The sequence below is a fragment of the Pseudomonas sp. ITEM 17296 genome (genome assembly GCF_028895205.1).
In the GTDB taxonomy this organism is placed as follows: Bacteria; Pseudomonadota; Gammaproteobacteria; order Pseudomonadales; family Pseudomonadaceae; genus Aquipseudomonas; species Aquipseudomonas kermanshahensis.
The window spans coordinates 277,603-293,276 of the sequence record NZ_WJRS01000001.1 but is presented as its reverse complement, the minus strand read 5'-3'; the positions used below and the strand labels follow the sequence as shown (position 1 = coordinate 293,276).

Annotated in this window: 11 protein-coding genes and 1 pseudogene; 8 read left to right on the top strand and 4 right to left on the bottom strand. The window is 62.3% G+C overall.

What is annotated here, in order from left to right; translation table 11 throughout:
• Positions 1 to 11: 11 nt before the first annotated feature.
• Positions 12 to 1,490, bottom strand: a complete 1,479-nt coding sequence (putP, locus tag GIB19_RS01220) for a sodium/proline symporter PutP (RefSeq protein WP_099430603.1) — start codon at positions 1,488 to 1,490, stop codon at positions 12 to 14.
• A gap of 356 nt (positions 1,491 to 1,846) precedes the next feature.
• Here putP and putA point away from each other — a divergent pair, with 356 nt between their 5' ends.
• The 4 genes from putA to GIB19_RS01200 all read left to right on the top strand — a co-directional run bounded on the left by putA (position 1,847) and on the right by GIB19_RS01200 (position 8,788).
• Positions 1,847 to 5,800, top strand: a complete 3,954-nt coding sequence (gene putA / locus GIB19_RS01215; protein ID WP_274882975.1) for a trifunctional transcriptional regulator/proline dehydrogenase/L-glutamate gamma-semialdehyde dehydrogenase — start codon at positions 1,847 to 1,849, stop codon at positions 5,798 to 5,800.
• Between the two features lie 237 nt (positions 5,801 to 6,037).
• Positions 6,038 to 6,211, top strand: a complete 174-nt coding sequence (locus GIB19_RS01210) for a hypothetical protein (RefSeq protein ID WP_238215717.1) — start codon at positions 6,038 to 6,040, stop codon at positions 6,209 to 6,211.
• On the top strand, positions 6,212 to 6,814 hold the full coding sequence (locus GIB19_RS01205; protein ID WP_274882973.1) for a hypothetical protein: 603 nt from the start codon (positions 6,212 to 6,214) through the stop codon (positions 6,812 to 6,814).
• Between the two features lie 171 nt (positions 6,815 to 6,985).
• Positions 6,986 to 8,788, top strand: coding sequence for an acyl-CoA dehydrogenase (locus tag GIB19_RS01200; RefSeq protein WP_274882970.1), 1,803 nt, complete (start codon positions 6,986 to 6,988; stop codon positions 8,786 to 8,788).
• Between the two features lie 30 nt (positions 8,789 to 8,818).
• Here GIB19_RS01200 and GIB19_RS01195 read toward each other — a convergent pair whose 3' ends face one another.
• From GIB19_RS01195 to GIB19_RS01185, 3 genes are read right to left on the bottom strand one after another with little or no spacing between them, the layout of a single operon-like run.
• Complete coding sequence (locus GIB19_RS01195) at positions 8,819 to 9,754, bottom strand: DMT family transporter (protein ID WP_274882969.1); 936 nt, start codon at positions 9,752 to 9,754, stop codon at positions 8,819 to 8,821.
• A 2-nt stretch (positions 9,755 to 9,756) separates the two neighbouring features.
• The gene (locus tag GIB19_RS01190; protein ID WP_265969820.1) at positions 9,757 to 10,716 is read right to left on the bottom strand and encodes a 2OG-Fe(II) oxygenase; all 960 of its coding nucleotides are present in this window, start codon (positions 10,714 to 10,716) and stop codon (positions 9,757 to 9,759) included.
• Between the two features lie 24 nt (positions 10,717 to 10,740).
• The gene (locus tag GIB19_RS01185) at positions 10,741 to 11,721 is read right to left on the bottom strand and encodes a hypothetical protein (protein WP_238215707.1); all 981 of its coding nucleotides are present in this window, start codon (positions 11,719 to 11,721) and stop codon (positions 10,741 to 10,743) included.
• A gap of 124 nt (positions 11,722 to 11,845) precedes the next feature.
• On the opposite strand from GIB19_RS01185, the gene GIB19_RS01180 reads away from it, so the two are divergent.
• The 4 genes and pseudogenes from GIB19_RS01180 (at position 11,846) to GIB19_RS01170 (ending at position 15,651) form a co-directional block, all read left to right on the top strand.
• Entirely contained in the window at positions 11,846 to 12,736 is an 891-nt protein-coding gene (locus tag GIB19_RS01180) for a LysR substrate-binding domain-containing protein (protein ID WP_085272286.1), read from the top strand.
• Positions 12,733 to 12,846: pseudogene (locus GIB19_RS28320) on the top strand (hypothetical protein); the annotation flags it as partial. The gene GIB19_RS01180 and the pseudogene GIB19_RS28320, both read left to right, overlap by 4 nt.
• A 31-nt stretch (positions 12,847 to 12,877) precedes the next feature.
• Positions 12,878 to 14,320 (top strand): TldD/PmbA family protein, encoded by a 1,443-nt coding sequence (locus GIB19_RS01175; protein ID WP_099430609.1) that lies wholly within the window; start codon positions 12,878 to 12,880, stop codon positions 14,318 to 14,320.
• Complete coding sequence (locus GIB19_RS01170) at positions 14,320 to 15,651, top strand: TldD/PmbA family protein (protein ID WP_274882957.1); 1,332 nt, start codon at positions 14,320 to 14,322, stop codon at positions 15,649 to 15,651. Before GIB19_RS01175 ends, GIB19_RS01170 begins: the two co-directional genes overlap by 1 nt.
• The last annotated feature ends 23 nt before the right edge of the window (positions 15,652 to 15,674 follow it).

The following is a 15,674-nucleotide window of genomic DNA, read 5'->3' as shown; positions in this document are numbered from 1 at the left end:
TTCAACGGGTATTACTTGTCAGCGTGATACGCGGCATCAGCCGTTTCGAAGCGCTGAACCATCGCCGTCGACGGGCTACCCAGCTTGCTCACCACGACGATGGCGATGCTGGCGAAGAGGAAGCCTGGAATGATTTCGTACAGCCCAAGGGTGTCGAATTGCTTCCACAGGATCACGGTCAACGCACCCACCACGATACCGGCAAGGGCACCGTTACGGGTCATGCCTTTCCACAGTACCGAGATCAGCACCACCGGACCAAAGGCCGCACCGAAGCCCGCCCAGGCGTAGGCCACCAGGCCCAACACGCGGTTTTCCGGGTTGGCTGCCATGGCGATGGCAATCAGGGCAACCGCCAGCACCATCAGGCGGCCGACCCACACCAGTTCACGCTGGGAAGCACCCTTGCGCAGGAAGGCTTTGTAGAAGTCTTCGGTCAGGGCGCTGGAGCACACCAGCAGCTGGCAGCTCAAGGTGCTCATCACCGCCGCCAGGATGGCCGACAGCAACACGCCCGCGATCCATGGGTTGAACAGGATCTTCGCCAGTTCGATGAACACACGCTCGTGGTTCTCGGTAACCGGGCCCGCAAGATCAGGGTTGGCCGAGAAGTAGGCGATGCCGAAGAAGCCCACGGCACAGGTACCGGCCAGGCACAGGATCATCCACGTCATGGAAATGCGACGGGCCTTGGCGATCGACTTGACCGAGTCAGCGGCCATGAAGCGCGCCAGGATGTGCGGCTGGCCGAAGTAGCCCAGGCCCCAACCCATCAGCGAGATGATGCCGATGAAGGTGGCACCTTTGAACATGTCGAAGTTGGCCGGGTTCTGCGCTTCGATGGCCAGGAAGGTGGTGTCGAAGCCACCGGTCGAGATCAGCACGATCACCGGGGTGAGGATCAGCGCGAAAATCATCAGCGAAGCCTGCACGGTGTCGGTCCAGCTCACCGCCAGGAAGCCACCGACGAAGGTGTAGGCGATGGTGGCGGCAGCGCCAGCCCACAGGGCCGTCTCGTACGGCATGCCGAAGGTGCTTTCGAACAGACGCGCACCGGCGACGATGCCCGACGCGCAATAAATGGTGAAGAACACCAGGATGACGATGGCCGAGATGATCCGCAGCAGGCCGCTCTGGTCTTCGAAGCGGCTGGAGAAGTAGTCCGGCAGCGTCAAGGCATCGCCGTTGTGCTCGGTCTGCACCCGCAGCCGACCCGCAACGAACAGCCAGTTCAGGTAGGCGCCGACGGTCAGGCCGATGGCGATCCAGGCTTCGGACAGGCCGGAGAAGTAGATGGCGCCCGGCAGGCCCATCAACAGCCAGCCGCTCATGTCGGACGCACCGGCAGAGAGCGCAGTGACCACGCTGCCCAGGCTTCGACCGCCCAGGATGTAGTCGGAAAGGTTATTGGTGGCGCGATACGCGGCGAAGCCGATCAGTACCATCGCAGCGATATAGATCACAAAGGTGATCGTTAGTGGATTGCCCATGCGTGTGCCCTGGCGTTTGTTGTTATTTCATGCACAACCACAACGTGGCGGTTGCACCCAGGTGGCGAATGCTATGCAACATCGCAAACAGGGTGCAACCCTTTTTCCGTTTCAAGTTGCACCTACTCATGCATTTTCAGTTAAAGCCTCGTTCTTGCTCCTTTTTGGAGCAAAAACGGGATTTTTCAGACTAAATCGCCCCAGAAACAACCTTTAATTAAGTGTAGGAATGTTCGCCGGACGAGTTGCACCTTTTCCGTAAAAAAATCGGGTTGCACCTGGTTGCACCTGAATTGCCCTACAGCTACTCTTGGCGTCAGCTTAGGCCACAGCCGTGGCAATAATGAGGATAAGAAATGGCGACGACCACCCTTGGGGTCAAACTCGATGACCCTACCCGTGAGCGACTCAAAGCAGCTGCGCAGTCCATCGACCGCACGCCGCATTGGTTGATCAAGCAAGCGATCTTCAATTACCTGGAGAAGCTCGAGGGTGGTGCCACCCTGACCGAACTCAACGGTCATGCCAGCAACCTGGTCGACGATGCTGGCGAAGTCCAGCCAGACCATGCTCACCAATGCTTCCTCGAATTCGCCGAGAGCATCCTGCCGCAATCGGTACTGCGCTCGGCCATCACCGCCGCTTACCGCCGCCCCGAGCAGGAAGTCATTCCGATGCTGCTGGAGCAAGCTCGCCTGAGCGCGCCACTGGCAGAGGCCACCAACAAACTGGCGGCCGGAATCGCCGAAAAACTGCGCAACCAGAAGAGCGCTGGCGGCCGCGCAGGCATCGTCCAGGGCCTGCTGCAAGAGTTCTCGCTGTCGTCCCAGGAAGGCGTGGCGCTGATGTGCCTGGCAGAAGCCTTGCTGCGCATCCCAGACAAGGGCACCCGCGATGCGCTGATCCGCGACAAGATCAGCACCGGCAACTGGCAGCCGCACCTGGGCAACAGCCCATCGCTGTTCGTCAACGCCGCCACCTGGGGCCTGCTGCTGACCGGCAAGCTGGTGTCCACCCATAACGAATCCGGCCTCACCTCGTCGCTCACCCGTATCATCGGCAAAAGCGGCGAGCCGATGATCCGCAAGGGCGTCGACATGGCCATGCGCCTGATGGGCGAGCAGTTCGTCACCGGTGAAACCATCGCCGAAGCCCTGGCCAACGCCAGCCGTTTCGAGGCCAAGGGTTTCCGTTATTCCTACGACATGCTCGGCGAAGCCGCACTGACCGAGCACGACGCACAGAAGTACCTGGCATCCTACGAGCAAGCCATCCACTCGATCGGCAAAGCCTCGCATGGCCGCGGCATCTATGAAGGCCCGGGCATCTCGATCAAGCTGTCGGCCCTGCACCCGCGCTACAGCCGCGCCCAGTATGAGCGCGTGATGGAAGAGCTGTACCCGCGCCTGCTGTCGCTGACCCTGCTGGCCAAGCAATACGATATCGGCCTGAACATCGACGCCGAAGAAGCCGACCGCCTGGAGCTGTCGCTCGACCTGCTCGAGCGCCTGTGCTTCGAACCCTCGCTGGCAGGCTGGAACGGTATTGGCTTCGTCATCCAGGCCTACCAGAAGCGCTGCCCGTATGTGATCGACTATGTCATCGACCTGGCCAAGCGCAGCCGCCATCGCCTGATGATCCGCCTGGTGAAAGGCGCCTACTGGGACAGCGAAATCAAGCGCGCCCAGGTCGAAGGCCTGGAAGGCTACCCGGTCTACACCCGCAAGGTGTACACCGATGTGTCCTACGTTGCCTGCGCACGCAAACTGCTGGCCGTGCCCGAAGCCATCTACCCGCAGTTCGCCACCCACAACGCCCACACCCTGTCGGCCATCTACCACATCGCCGGCCAGAACTATTACCCCGGCCAGTACGAGTTCCAGTGCCTGCACGGCATGGGTGAGCCGCTGTACGAGCAAGTGGTCGGCAAGATTTCCGAAGGCAAGCTGAACCGTCCGTGCCGCGTCTATGCCCCGGTCGGCACCCACGAGACCCTGCTTGCGTACCTGGTTCGTCGCCTGCTGGAAAACGGTGCCAACACCTCGTTCGTCAACCGCATCGCCGACCACTCGATCTCCATCCAGGAACTGGTTGCCGACCCGGTCGCCAGCATCGAGCGCATGGCCACCCAGGAAGGCGGCATCGGCCTGCCACACCCGCGCATCCCGTTGCCGCGTGACCTGTACGGCACTGAGCGGGCCAACTCGGCCGGTATCGACATGGCCAACGAACACCGCCTGGCGTCGCTGTCCTGCGCCATGCTGGCCACTGCCCACAACGACTGGAAAGCCACCCCGCTGCTGGCCTGCGCCGCCAGCGAATCGGCTGCTGTGCCGGTGCTGAACCCAGCGGACCACCGCGATGTGGTCGGCCACGTCCAGGAAGCCACGGTTGCCGACGTCGACAACGCCATCCAATGCGCCCTCAACGCCGCACCGATCTGGCAGGCCACCCCACCCGCCGAGCGCGCTGCGATCCTTGAGCGCACCGCCGACCTGATGGAAGCCGAGATTCAGCCGCTGATGGGCTTGCTCATCCGCGAGGCCGGTAAAGCCTTCGCCAACGCCATCGCCGAAGTGCGCGAGGCCGTGGACTTCCTGCGCTACTACGCGGTGCAAGCCCGCAACGACTTCAGCAACGACGCCCACCGCCCATTGGGGCCAGTGGTGTGCATCAGCCCGTGGAACTTCCCGTTGGCAATCTTCAGCGGCCAGGTCGCCGCTGCACTCGCCGCGGGCAACCCAGTACTGGCCAAGCCCGCCGAGCAAACCCCGCTGATTGCCGCCCAGGCCGTGCGCCTGCTGCTGGAAGCCGGCATTCCGGAAGGCGTCCTGCAACTGCTGCCAGGCCGCGGCGAGACTGTCGGTGCCGGCCTGGTCGGTGATGAGCGCGTCAAAGGCGTGATGTTCACCGGTTCCACCGAAGTGGCCCGCCTGCTGCAACGTAACGTCGCCGGCCGCCTGGACAACCAGGGCCGCCCGATCCCGCTGATCGCCGAAACCGGCGGCCAGAACGCGATGATCGTCGACTCCTCGGCCCTGACCGAGCAGGTGGTGATCGATGTGGTGTCCTCGGCCTTCGACAGCGCCGGCCAGCGCTGCTCGGCACTGCGCGTGCTGTGCCTGCAGGAAGACTCCGCCGACCGTGTGATCGAGATGCTCAAGGGTGCCATGGCCGAAAGCCGCCTGGGCAACCCGGACCGCCTGGCCGTGGACATCGGCCCGGTGATCGACGCCGAAGCCAAGGCCGGCATCGAGAAGCACATCCAGGGCATGCGTGAAAAAGGCCGCTCGGTCTACCAGGTTGCCATCGCCGATGCGGCCGAGGTCAAACGCGGCACCTTCGTCATGCCAACCCTGATCGAGCTGGACAGCTTCGACGAACTCAAGCGCGAGATCTTCGGCCCAGTGCTGCACGTGGTGCGCTACAACCGCCGCAACCTCGACCAACTGATCGAGCAGATCAACAACTCCGGTTACGGCCTGACCCTCGGCGTGCACACCCGCATCGACGAGACCATCGCCAAAGTGGTGGAAACCGCCAACGCCGGCAACATGTACGTCAACCGCAACATCGTTGGCGCAGTGGTCGGCGTGCAACCGTTCGGCGGTGAAGGCCTGTCCGGTACCGGCCCGAAAGCCGGCGGCCCGCTGTACCTGTACCGCCTGCTGTCGACCCGCCCGGCCGACGCCATTGGCCGTCACTTCCAGCAGCAGGATGGCGAAGGCAAGCCTGACCGCACCCTGCACGAGCAGCTGATCAAGCCGCTGCACAGCCTCAAGGCCTGGGCCGAGAGCAACCAGCAGGCCGACCTGGCTGCGCTGTGCACCCAGTTTGCCGGCCAGTCGCAGAGCGGCATCGCCCGCCTGCTGCCAGGCCCGACCGGCGAGCGCAACAGCTACACCATCCTGCCGCGCGAGCACGTGCTGTGCCTGGCGGACAACGAAGCCGACCTGCTGGCGCAGTTTGCTGCCGTCTTGGCGGTTGGCAGCTCGGCGGTATGGGCTGACGGCGAACCGGGCAAAGCCCTGCGCGCCCGCCTGCCGAAAGAGCTGCAGGCCAAGGTCAAGCTGGTAGCGGATTGGAACAAAGATGAAGTGGCGTTCGACGCCGTGATCCACCATGGCGATTCGGACCAGCTGCGTAGCGTGTGCCAGCAAGTGGCCAAGCGTGCCGGGGCGATCGTCGGTGTGCACGGGCTGTCCAGCGGCGACCACCAGATTGCGCTGGAGCGGCTGGTGATCGAGCGGGCGGTGAGTGTGAATACTGCTGCTGCGGGGGGTAATGCGAGCCTGATGACCATCGGTTGATGGCTGCAGGTTGCTGAAGAAGAAGGAGAGCTTAGGCTCTCCTTTTTCAATTCTAAAGGTTTGAATTGGAATCGATTGCAGCCAATGGCAAGAGCTGGGTTGAGGGTATGTTTGCGAAATGGACTACAGAATAGGATGAAAATCTGAGAACTTGCCGGCTTGAGCTGACAAATCCCTCCCTTGACGGTAGAGTGGCTCAAGCACCTTTCAGCCAATACCGCCTCAATGGAGGTCGACATGACTGCCAAAGCCCCTACAAAGCCCAAGGCTGATAATCCGCACGTTGAAGCTGCCCAGCGCATCCTTCAGCTCGCACAGATTCTTGCTGGCAACCCTGCAGAGGCGAAAGCTTTCCGTGCCAGGACAGGTGTCTTCACTACCAAGGGCGAGCTCAAGGCGAACTACAGGTAGATGTATCAGCAGCTTCCCTCATTTGTCCTCGGGTTCCACGGATGTGATCGCAAGATCGGAGAGGCAGTCTTGGCTGGCGATCAGATTTCGCCAAGCATGAATGAATACGATTGGCTCGGTGAGGGTGCGTACTTTTGGGAGAGCAGCCCCGAGCGCGCTCTTAGCTATGCTCGCCTCATCAAACAATACAAACGTGGCCAAGGATCAATTAAAGAACCCTACGTGGTCGGGGCTGTTATTGACTTGGGGCTTTGCCTGAATCTTACGGAAGAAGGGGCGTTACATGAGCTTGGAGCGGCTTATCACTTGTTGGCAGCCAGTACTGACGTACTGCCTGAAAACAAGCCTGGCTTTCCTGGCGATACAGACAACCTGAAGCGATTCCTGGATTGCGCAGTTTTCCAGTCGCTGCATTCGGCGCGGGAAATGGTAGGTTTGAAACCCTATCATTCAGTTCGCTCCCCCTTCCTTGAAGGGCACGCGCTTTATCCAGGCACTTCATTTCGACAGGAAACACACATTCAACTTTGTGTGCGTGAAATTAATTGCATTAAGGGGTACTTCCGCCCTCTGAACGTCGACGGCACCCTATTCCAACCTTGAACCAGGGTTATGCTCTGCCTCCCCAAACGCACTGTGCGAGCCGCAGGACTTAAAGCGATCATTGTTCATTTAAGTCTCTGCCTGTTCCATACCATCAATTGAATCAATCATGGTAGCCACCCCTTCGAGCCAATCCTAGACTCGCCCCAAGCCCGCTCAAGGACCGCCCCCATGCCCGAGACCCTGCTCAGCCCTCGCAACCTCGCCTTCGAGCTCTACGAAGTCCTAAACGCCGAAGCCCTCACCCAGCGCCCGCGCTTCGCCGAGCACAGCCGCGAAACCTTCGACGCGGCGCTGACCACCGCCCGTACCATCGCCGAAAAGTACTTTGCGCCGCACAACCGCAAGGCCGATGAAAACGAGCCGCGCTACGTGGACGGCCGCGCCGAGTTGATCCCCGAGGTGAAGCCGGCCGTGTACGCCTTCCTCGAAGCGGGCTTTCTCAACGCCAACCGCGACTTCGAAGTCGGCGGCATGCAGTTGCCCAGCCTGGTCTCGCAGGCCTGCTTCGCACACTTCCAGGCCGCCAACGCTGGCACCACGGCCTACCCGTTCCTGACCATGGGCGCGGCCAACCTGATCGAAAGCTTCGGCACCGACGAACAAAAACGCCTGTTCCTGCAGCCGATGATCGAAGGCCGCTACTTCGGCACCATGGCGTTGACCGAGCCGCATGCGGGCTCGTCCCTGGCCGATATCCGCACCCGCGCCGAACCCGCAGGCGATGGCAGCTACCGGCTCAAGGGCAACAAGATCTTCATCTCTGGCGGCGACCACGAGCTGTCGGAAAACATCGTGCACATGGTGCTGGCCAAGCTGCCGGATGCGCCTCCCGGGGTGAAGGGCATCTCGCTGTTCATCGTGCCCAAGTACCGGGTGAACCCGGATGGCAGCCGTGGCGAGCGTAACGATGTGCTGCTGGCTGGCCTGTTCCACAAGATGGGTTGGCGCGGCACCACCTCGACGGCGTTGAACTTCGGCGACAACGGCCAGTGCATCGGCTACCTGGTCGGCCAGCCGCACCAGGGCCTGGCCTGCATGTTCCAGATGATGAACGAGGCGCGCATCGGCGTTGGCATGGGCGCGGTGATGCTCGGATATGCCGGCTACCTGTACTCGCTGGACTACGCGCGCCAGCGGCCGCAAGGACGGTTGCCAGACAACAAGGACCCGCACAGCCCTGCCGTGCCGATCATCGGGCATACCGACGTCAAGCGCATGCTGCTGACGCAGAAGGCTTACGTTGAAGGCGCCTTCGACCTTGGCCTGTACGCCGCACGCCTGTTCGACGACACCCAGACAGCCGACGACGAGAGCACTCGGCAACACGCCCAGGCACTGCTCGACCTGTTGACCCCGATCGTCAAATCCTGGCCATCGGCCTTCTGCCTCAAAGCCAACGAGTTAGCGATCCAAGTCCTCGGCGGCCATGGCTACACCCGCGAGTACCCCGTTGAGCAGTATTACCGCGACAACCGCCTGAACCCGATTCACGAGGGCACTGAAGGCATCCAGTCGCTCGACCTGCTCGGCCGCAAGCTTGCGCAAAACGGCGGCGCCGGGCTCAAGCACCTGATCCGCCTGATCGCCAGCACAGCCGAGCGCGCCAGCCACCACCCTGGCCTCGACCCCCTGCGCCAGCCGCTGGAGCAGTTGGTCAATCGCCTGCAGGCCGTCACCCTTGCCCTGCTGGGTGACATGGCCCAGGGCAACGTCAGCACCGCCCTGGGCAACTCGGCCCTGTACCTCAAGGCCTTCGGCCACTGCGTGGTCGGCTGGCGCTGGCTGGAACAGGCGATCCACGCCGAACTCGGCCTGCTCAAAGGCAACGCCGACGACCGTGACTTCTACCTCGGCAAGCTCCAGGCCGCGCGCTACTTCCTGACCTGGGAAGTACCGGGCTGCCACAATGAGCTGGCATTGCTCGAGGTACGCGACGACACCTGCATCACCATGCAAGACGGGCGGTTCTAGCCACCAGCGCAGTGCCGCGCTCACGAGCCTCTATCTGTCACCCGTGTCGCTCAGCGCATTGGCAGGCGTGGCCGACCTGCGCGGCTGGCGGGTGATGGCGATACCTGCCGCGACCACCGCAATGCCCACGTAGGTTGTCCAATGGATCACGTCCCCGAACATCAACGCCGCCCATAACAACGTCACCGGTGGCTCGAGGTAGACCAGTGCCGAGACGCGGGTCGCCGAGAGCTTTGTCAGCAATATCCACAGGCTCAGGTAGGCAATGAACGTGGAGAACAGGGTCAGCCATGCGACCGCCGCCCAGACCTGTGTGCTGGCAGGCACTTCGATCAACCCCAGTGGCAAGCCTGTAGCCGTGAGCAGCAGCAGTGTCGCAGTCGATTGCAGAAAGAACGGCATCAGCAGACCGTCCTTGCTGTGGTCCGTCGCCATGATCGATTGCCGACGCTGATACAGCGTGGCAATGGACAACGTGATGGCGGCGATCAGCGGCAGGGCGTAAAGCCAGAGGCTAAGCTGGCTCGCAGACAGGCTGTACTCTGCAAAAATGATCATGCTGACGCCGGCGAACCCCACCCCAAGCCCGAGCCATTCCTGCCGACCACTGCGCTCATGCTGGTTGTTGTTGCTCATCGATGCCGTGATCAATGGCTGCAGCGCACAAATGATGGCGGCAATCCCCGCCGGTAGCCCGCCCCGGATGGCGATGTAGACACTGACCAGATAGGCAAACTGCGCCAGGAAACCAATGACGGCGTTGTAACGTATCTGCGCCCACGTAAGCGCACGCAGCCGATGCACGACAAAAGGCAGCAGGCAGATGCTGACCAGCAGAAACCGCCAGAACAGCAGATTGATGGCACCCGCGTCCTCCGTGCCCAGCCGGGCACCAATAAAGCCCGAACTCCAGGAAAGGACAAAGATGACTTGCAGCAGGATCAGGTACGGCGCACTGCTTGGCATGTTCACGCCCCTGTGTGATGCAATTGCGCGAACGTAATCGGCTCGATGCCTATTCTTGAAAACTGGCGGGCTGCTGATCGCTGCAAGGCCCAGCGCAACCCCAACCATTTAGGGATCGTCGCAGGGATGCCATCGTCGGAGGCCAAGTGCCAAAACCGGTTGGAGTCGTCACCAAAGTAGGGACAATGAAAGGACAGCACCAACGACATGCGTCGCCCGCTGACCACCGGGCGCACACCGTGGAACAATCGGCTGCCATAGATGAACAAGGCATCGCCAGGTGCGTCCAGGCGCGCATTTTCGAAGGTACGGTGATCCAGCGCATCAAAGCTGTCGACAGTGCCGTTATGGAACAGGAATTCGCCCCCGCTGTATTCGCAGGCCCCCGACAGCACGATGTTCAGCACGTAATTGGTGCCGTCTGTGTGCCACATGCCGAGTTGCTGCTGTTGCTCGACAGGCTTGGGGTAGAAATAGTTGACCTGCGAGCGCGCATTGACCATGGGGTAAGGCACCAGCGGCACGCCTGCAATGCGCGAGACAGCTAACAGGAATGAGCGGCTGCACATCATGTCGTTGATGAACGATGATAAAGCCGTCACCCCTCGCGTACGCCGCGAAATGATCCAGTCGCTGTCACTCGCCCCCTCCTCCAGACGGCTGCAGATGCCTTGCAAGGCCGCAACGCCCTCGGGCGTGAACAGCCGATGCACAACCGCCACCCCGGTGATGCTGTCCGCTGCGATTTTGGCGTGCGGGCTGTCGGCATACCCAAGCTGCCCAAGTGTTCGGGTGTCGCTGAGGACGGGCCCGTGCTGGCAAAGCAAATCGTCCGACCAGGGCAACTGCTCACTGAGGCAGATAGGCGATGGCCGCGGCGTGCGCTTCAATGTCGACTTGAGCGCCAGCTTCACGCGCCCTACGCCGCGTTCGAACAGGGGTAAGGTGTCTGAAGGATTCATGATGTGTCTGTCCCCGTAGAGTCACTACTGAAGGTACTTCGCGATCTGGTAGCGCACCGAGCCATCACCACTGGCGAACTCGTCCACCACACTGCAGTTGCAATGCCGGGCCCTGATGCGACGGAACTGTTCGGGCGTGTACTTGAGGCAGATGTTGGTCAGCAGGTACCCACGTTGCTGCAGACGCTGCACAGGTTGCAGGGTTACCGCGACATGGATGGGTTCATCCTGAATGCGTAGCGGTACGAGCATGGCTTCATGCTCGCCCGAGGGGATGAAGCCTTGTTGAAGCGCGACCATTTGGGAGAACTGGAGCATGCAGGGGTTGGCGTAGAACTTGAGGATGGTACTTTCCAGGCCTTCGTCGTAGACCTGCATTTCCGAAAGGATGTAGGTGGTGTTACCTGCAAGGCTACGAATCAGCCGCCCAGTGCTCACGGGCAGCTCGTTACCCTCCTGAAACCCAAGCAGGGTGATGAGTGTGAGCTCCTGATCGTGACGCAAATCCTCATGGGTTACGGTGCGGTAATCAGCGGCGATGTAATTGAAACTGCCATCCTCGCGCACGATGGGCCCCACGGCATCGCTCATCGCGGCTTGCGAGGTCTGGTTGATATCGATGGCGGTGTAGCGGATGGAGCTGGACGTCTCGACCATTCGCTTCAGCAAGCAGGCGCTCTTGATCGGCTCCGGGCCCAGCTCCACATAGTGCACGCGGCGCCCACTGCTCAGCGCTGCCAACCGCTCGGCAACGTCGCCGATGACGGCCTTGAGCGCCCCCTGCCCCTCTGCATCAGCACAGAGCCCGCTCTGACCTACGCCTTGCTCATTCAAGGCGCGCATAAGCAGAAATATCTCGTGGTTGAAACGGTGGTCGCTTTCAGGTCCCGGCTCAGGCTGGGCCAATGTCGAGTACTTCTCGTGGTTCTCGACAGTCCATAGTCGTGCGTGCTGGTAAGCGGGGTTGCGCACGAGTGCATCTACCACGAAGTCGTTCAGGCTCATCCGTATCATTCCATTGCAATTCAGGGGGCATGCGGGCTTCGACCCCACAGTAAGAGTGGGTATAAAGGCTGTACAGTTGATTAAATCGAAGCGCTGGTTCGATCCGACCAAATCAGGTGGCTCCATGGGCAAAGGCCTCGACATCGATGTACTGAGAACCTTCCAGGCAGTGGCCCGGCTAGGCCGTTTCAAGGCGGCGGCCGACTACGTCCACCGCAGCCCATCGGCGGTGACGACGCAGATCCAGAAGCTGGAGGGAAAGATCGGGCAACAATTGTTCACACGCAGTAACCAGTCGGTGGAGCTAACCCCTGCGGGCCGTCAGCTGATGGGCGAAGCGACACGTTTCTTGATGGCTCACGACAGGCTACTGGCTACGCTGTCGCCACAGCAGATGACCGGCAAGGTGCGCATAGGCGTACCCGACGGTTATGCCGCCAACCTCATGAGCGACTTTCTACCGGTGTTCGTGGCCAACAACCCGAAGCTGGAGTTGGAGGCTGTAGCGCGATCCAGCGCAGAGCTCATCGACCTGTTTGCGCGACAGCGGCTGGACCTGGCTGTAGCGGTCAGCAGTGACGACTGGCAGCAAGGCGAGTGGCTTCGCTCGACGCAGCCGCGCTGGGCCGCAGCGCCTGGATTCAGCCATGACCCCAATCGCCCCTTGCCGCTGGCACTGCAGTTGAAGGGTTGCCCGTACCGGGAGGCGGCCTTGCAGGCACTGAAAGCCCACGGCATTGCGTACCGTGTGCTGCTGGAAAGCGCCAACTGGCACGCGGTACTGGCCTGCATGAGAAGTGGCCTGGCCGTGGGCATTGTCGAAGGGCTGGATAGCACGGATACCTCACTCGCGTACGTGGAAGGGCTGGGCTTGCCCGACCTCGAAAAGCACCACGTCTACTTGCTGACGGACACCTCGCACCATGTCGCAGCGCATCTGAATGCTATGTTGAAGGCCGCCATCCAGAAAGTGGGCGTAACAACGCCGCCCCATTGCTGGGAGGGCGGTGGTTGAACGGCCCGCGTTATTTCCTGACCAGGGAAGTACCTGGCTGCCATAATGAGCTGGCATTGCTCGTGGCCCGTGACGATACAGGCCTGAGCATGCGAGTGGCGTGGTTCTAGGGGGAGCCACCACTGACTCGGAGGTTCCCGCATGTTCGATTCCAGCGCCCTGTTGCGCCAGCGCTTTGCTGGGCTGCGCAGCACGGCCGAGTTGTTTTCCCTGCGTCATGTGAAGCAGTCGTACCAGGCATTGTCTGTGCGTCGCAATGTGGCCGAGCCGCCGTTCTTCAGCCAGGACGAGGGCGCCATGCTCACCGTGCGGGTCAACGGCGTTGAGGCCTATGCGGCCACCGCCGACCTGTCCCAACAAGGCTTGCAGCAGGCGCTCGAACGCGCCGAAGCGCTGGCCCGGCAGATCGCCAGGCATAGCCTGCTGGACCTGCGCGACCAACCGGTGACCAGCGCACGCCACGACCATGTCTCGCCCAACTTCGACCAGCCACTGCCCAACCTCGCCGATTGCCTGAGCCTGCTCGCCGCCGAGTCGGCCAGCGTGCCCCAGGACAGCCGCCTGGTGGATTGGCAAGCCGGCCTGGACATCACCCTGGTCGAACAAACCTACCTCAACTCCGCCGGCGCCGAGCTGCGCCACGCCCAGCGCTTCCTGTTCCCAGGCCTGAGCGTGACGGCCAGTGACGGCCAAGACAGCCAGAGCCGCAGCCTGGGCCGGGACAACTTTGGCCAGCAGGGTGGCTTCGAGGTCATCGAGCGCTGTGGCCTGGTCGGCGCCGCCCGGCGGGTCGCCGACGAGGCGCTGCAACTGCTGTTGGCGCCCAATACGCCCAGCGGCCCGCGTGACCTGCTGCTGATGCCCGACCAGATGATGCTGCAGATTCACGAGTCCATCGGCCACCCGCTGGAGATGGACCGCATTCTCGGCGACGAGCGCAACTACGCCGGCACCAGTTTCGTCAACGCCAGTGACTTCGGCCACCTGCAATACGGCTCGAAGCTGCTCAACGTGACCTTCGACCCGACCATCGGCGAAGAACTCGCCAGCTACAGCTACGACGATGACGGCACCCAGGCCAGCAAGCAGTTCCTGATCCGCGATGGCGTGCTACTGCGCCCGTTGGGCGGCGCCCTGTCGCAGTTCCGCTCCGACCTGGACGGCGTGGCCAACAGCCGTGCCTGTGGCTGGAACCGCGCACCGATCGACCGCATGGCCAACCTCAACATCGAGCCGGGCGACCGCTCGCTGGCGCAGCTGGTCAAGGGCATCGAGCACGGCATCCTGATGCGCACCAACCGCTCCTGGTCCATCGACGATGCCCGCAACAAGTTCCAGTTCGGCTGCGAGTGGGGCCAACTGATCGAAAACGGCGAGCTCAAGGGCATCGTCAAGAACCCTAACTACCGCGGCATCTCGGCGCAGTTCTGGCGCAACTTGTCCGCGGTCGGCGACGCCAGCACCTTCCAGGTGCTCGGTACGCCCAATTGCGGCAAAGGCGAGCCCAACCAGGTGGTGCGGGTTGGCCATGCTTCGCCGGCCTGCGTGTTCAGCCAGATCGATGTCTTCGGAGGCGACGCCTGATGAGCGCCACACCCCAACACCGCTTCGAAAGCCTGCTTGGCGCCCTGCGCGATGCCCTGCAGCCGGGCGAACAGTTCACCTTTGGCTACAGCGCCGAGCAGTCACAGTTCGTGCGCTTCAACCATGCCAAGGTGCGCCAGGCCGGCGAGGTGAGCCAGGCCAGTGTGCAACTGCGCCTGATCTGTGATGGCCGCCAGGCCGAGCAGTTGATCACCCTGGGCGATGATGCCGTGCAGGACCGCGCGCGCCTGGCCGATGCCCTGGGCCAACTGCGCCAGACCCTGCCCCTGCTGGCCGTCGACCCCTACCTGCGCCTGGACGAAACCCCGTGGAAGAGCCACAGCCAGCAAGACCACACGCTGCCGGAACTGGATGAAGTGCTGGCCTTGATCGAACAGGAAGCCGGCGACCTGGACCTGGTCGGCATCTACGCCGCCGGGCCGATCTGTCGCGGCTTCGCCAGCTCGTTCGGGGCCTTTGGCTGGCACCAGGCCAACAGTTTCAACATGGACTGGAGCCTGTTCCACAGCAACGGCCAGGCCGTGAAAGCCAACTATGCCGGGCAGGCCTGGAGCGCTGACGAGTTCGTCGCGCGCCTGCGCCTGGCCCGCGAGCAACTGGCGTTCCTGGGCCGCCCCGCCATCACCTTGAAACCGGGCAGTTACCGCGCCTACCTGGCGCCAGCGGCCATGGACGAGATCGCCGGCATGCTGTGCTGGGGCGGGTTTTCTGCGCAGGCCCTGGCCACTGGCAACAGCGCCCTGCAGCGCCTGTATAACGGCGATGCCCAGCTGAGCCCGCTGGTCAGCTTCGACGAGCAGGTCAGCGGTTCGCTGAGCCCGGCGTTTTCGGATGAGGGGTCACCCCGCGTCGATGTGTCGCTGATCCAGCAAGGCCAAGCCGTACAGCGCCTGATCAGCGCACGCAGTGCGGCCGAGTTCGCGTTGGTGGCGAATGGCGCCGACAGCTACGAGTCGCCCTGCGCCTTGAGCCTGGCGGCGGGCAACCTGGCCAGTGAAGCAATCCTCGAACGGCTGGGCACCGGGCTGTATATCAGCAACTTGTGGTACCTGAACTACTCGGACCTGCCAGCAGCACGCATGACCGGCCTGACCCGTTTTGCCACCTTCTGGGTGGAGAATGGCCAGATTCAGGGGCCGGTAAGCACCATGCGCTTCGATGACAGCCTGTACAGTTTGCTGGGCAGCCAGCTGGAGGACCTGACGCGCGAGCGCGAGATGATCTTGTCTACCAGTACCTATGGACAGCGCAGTACTGGGTCGAGTCATTTGCCAGGGGCGCTGGTCAAAGGCCTGACCCTGACATTGTGATAGGCATTACCGGCCCTTTCGCG

Bases quoted from the DNA above. Each gene is read 5' to 3' on its own strand.
- GIB19_RS01185 (WP_238215707.1), bottom strand. From the start codon at position 11,721: ATGAGCCTGAACGACTTCGTGGTAGATGCACTCGTGCGCAACCCCGCT.
- GIB19_RS01205 (WP_274882973.1), top strand. From the start codon at position 6,212: ATGTATCAGCAGCTTCCCTCATTTGTCCTCGGGTTCCACGGATGTGAT.
- GIB19_RS01200 (WP_274882970.1), top strand. From the start codon at position 6,986: ATGCCCGAGACCCTGCTCAGCCCTCGCAACCTCGCCTTCGAGCTCTAC.
- GIB19_RS01210 (WP_238215717.1), top strand. From the start codon at position 6,038: ATGACTGCCAAAGCCCCTACAAAGCCCAAGGCTGATAATCCGCACGTT.
- putA (WP_274882975.1), top strand. From the start codon at position 1,847: ATGGCGACGACCACCCTTGGGGTCAAACTCGATGACCCTACCCGTGAG.
- putP (WP_099430603.1), bottom strand. From the start codon at position 1,490: ATGGGCAATCCACTAACGATCACCTTTGTGATCTATATCGCTGCGATG.
- GIB19_RS01175 (WP_099430609.1), top strand. From the start codon at position 12,878: ATGTTCGATTCCAGCGCCCTGTTGCGCCAGCGCTTTGCTGGGCTGCGC.
- GIB19_RS01170 (WP_274882957.1), top strand. From the start codon at position 14,320: ATGAGCGCCACACCCCAACACCGCTTCGAAAGCCTGCTTGGCGCCCTG.
- GIB19_RS01180 (WP_085272286.1), top strand. From the start codon at position 11,846: ATGGGCAAAGGCCTCGACATCGATGTACTGAGAACCTTCCAGGCAGTG.
- GIB19_RS01195 (WP_274882969.1), bottom strand. From the start codon at position 9,754: ATGCCAAGCAGTGCGCCGTACCTGATCCTGCTGCAAGTCATCTTTGTC.
- GIB19_RS01190 (WP_265969820.1), bottom strand. From the start codon at position 10,716: ATGAATCCTTCAGACACCTTACCCCTGTTCGAACGCGGCGTAGGGCGC.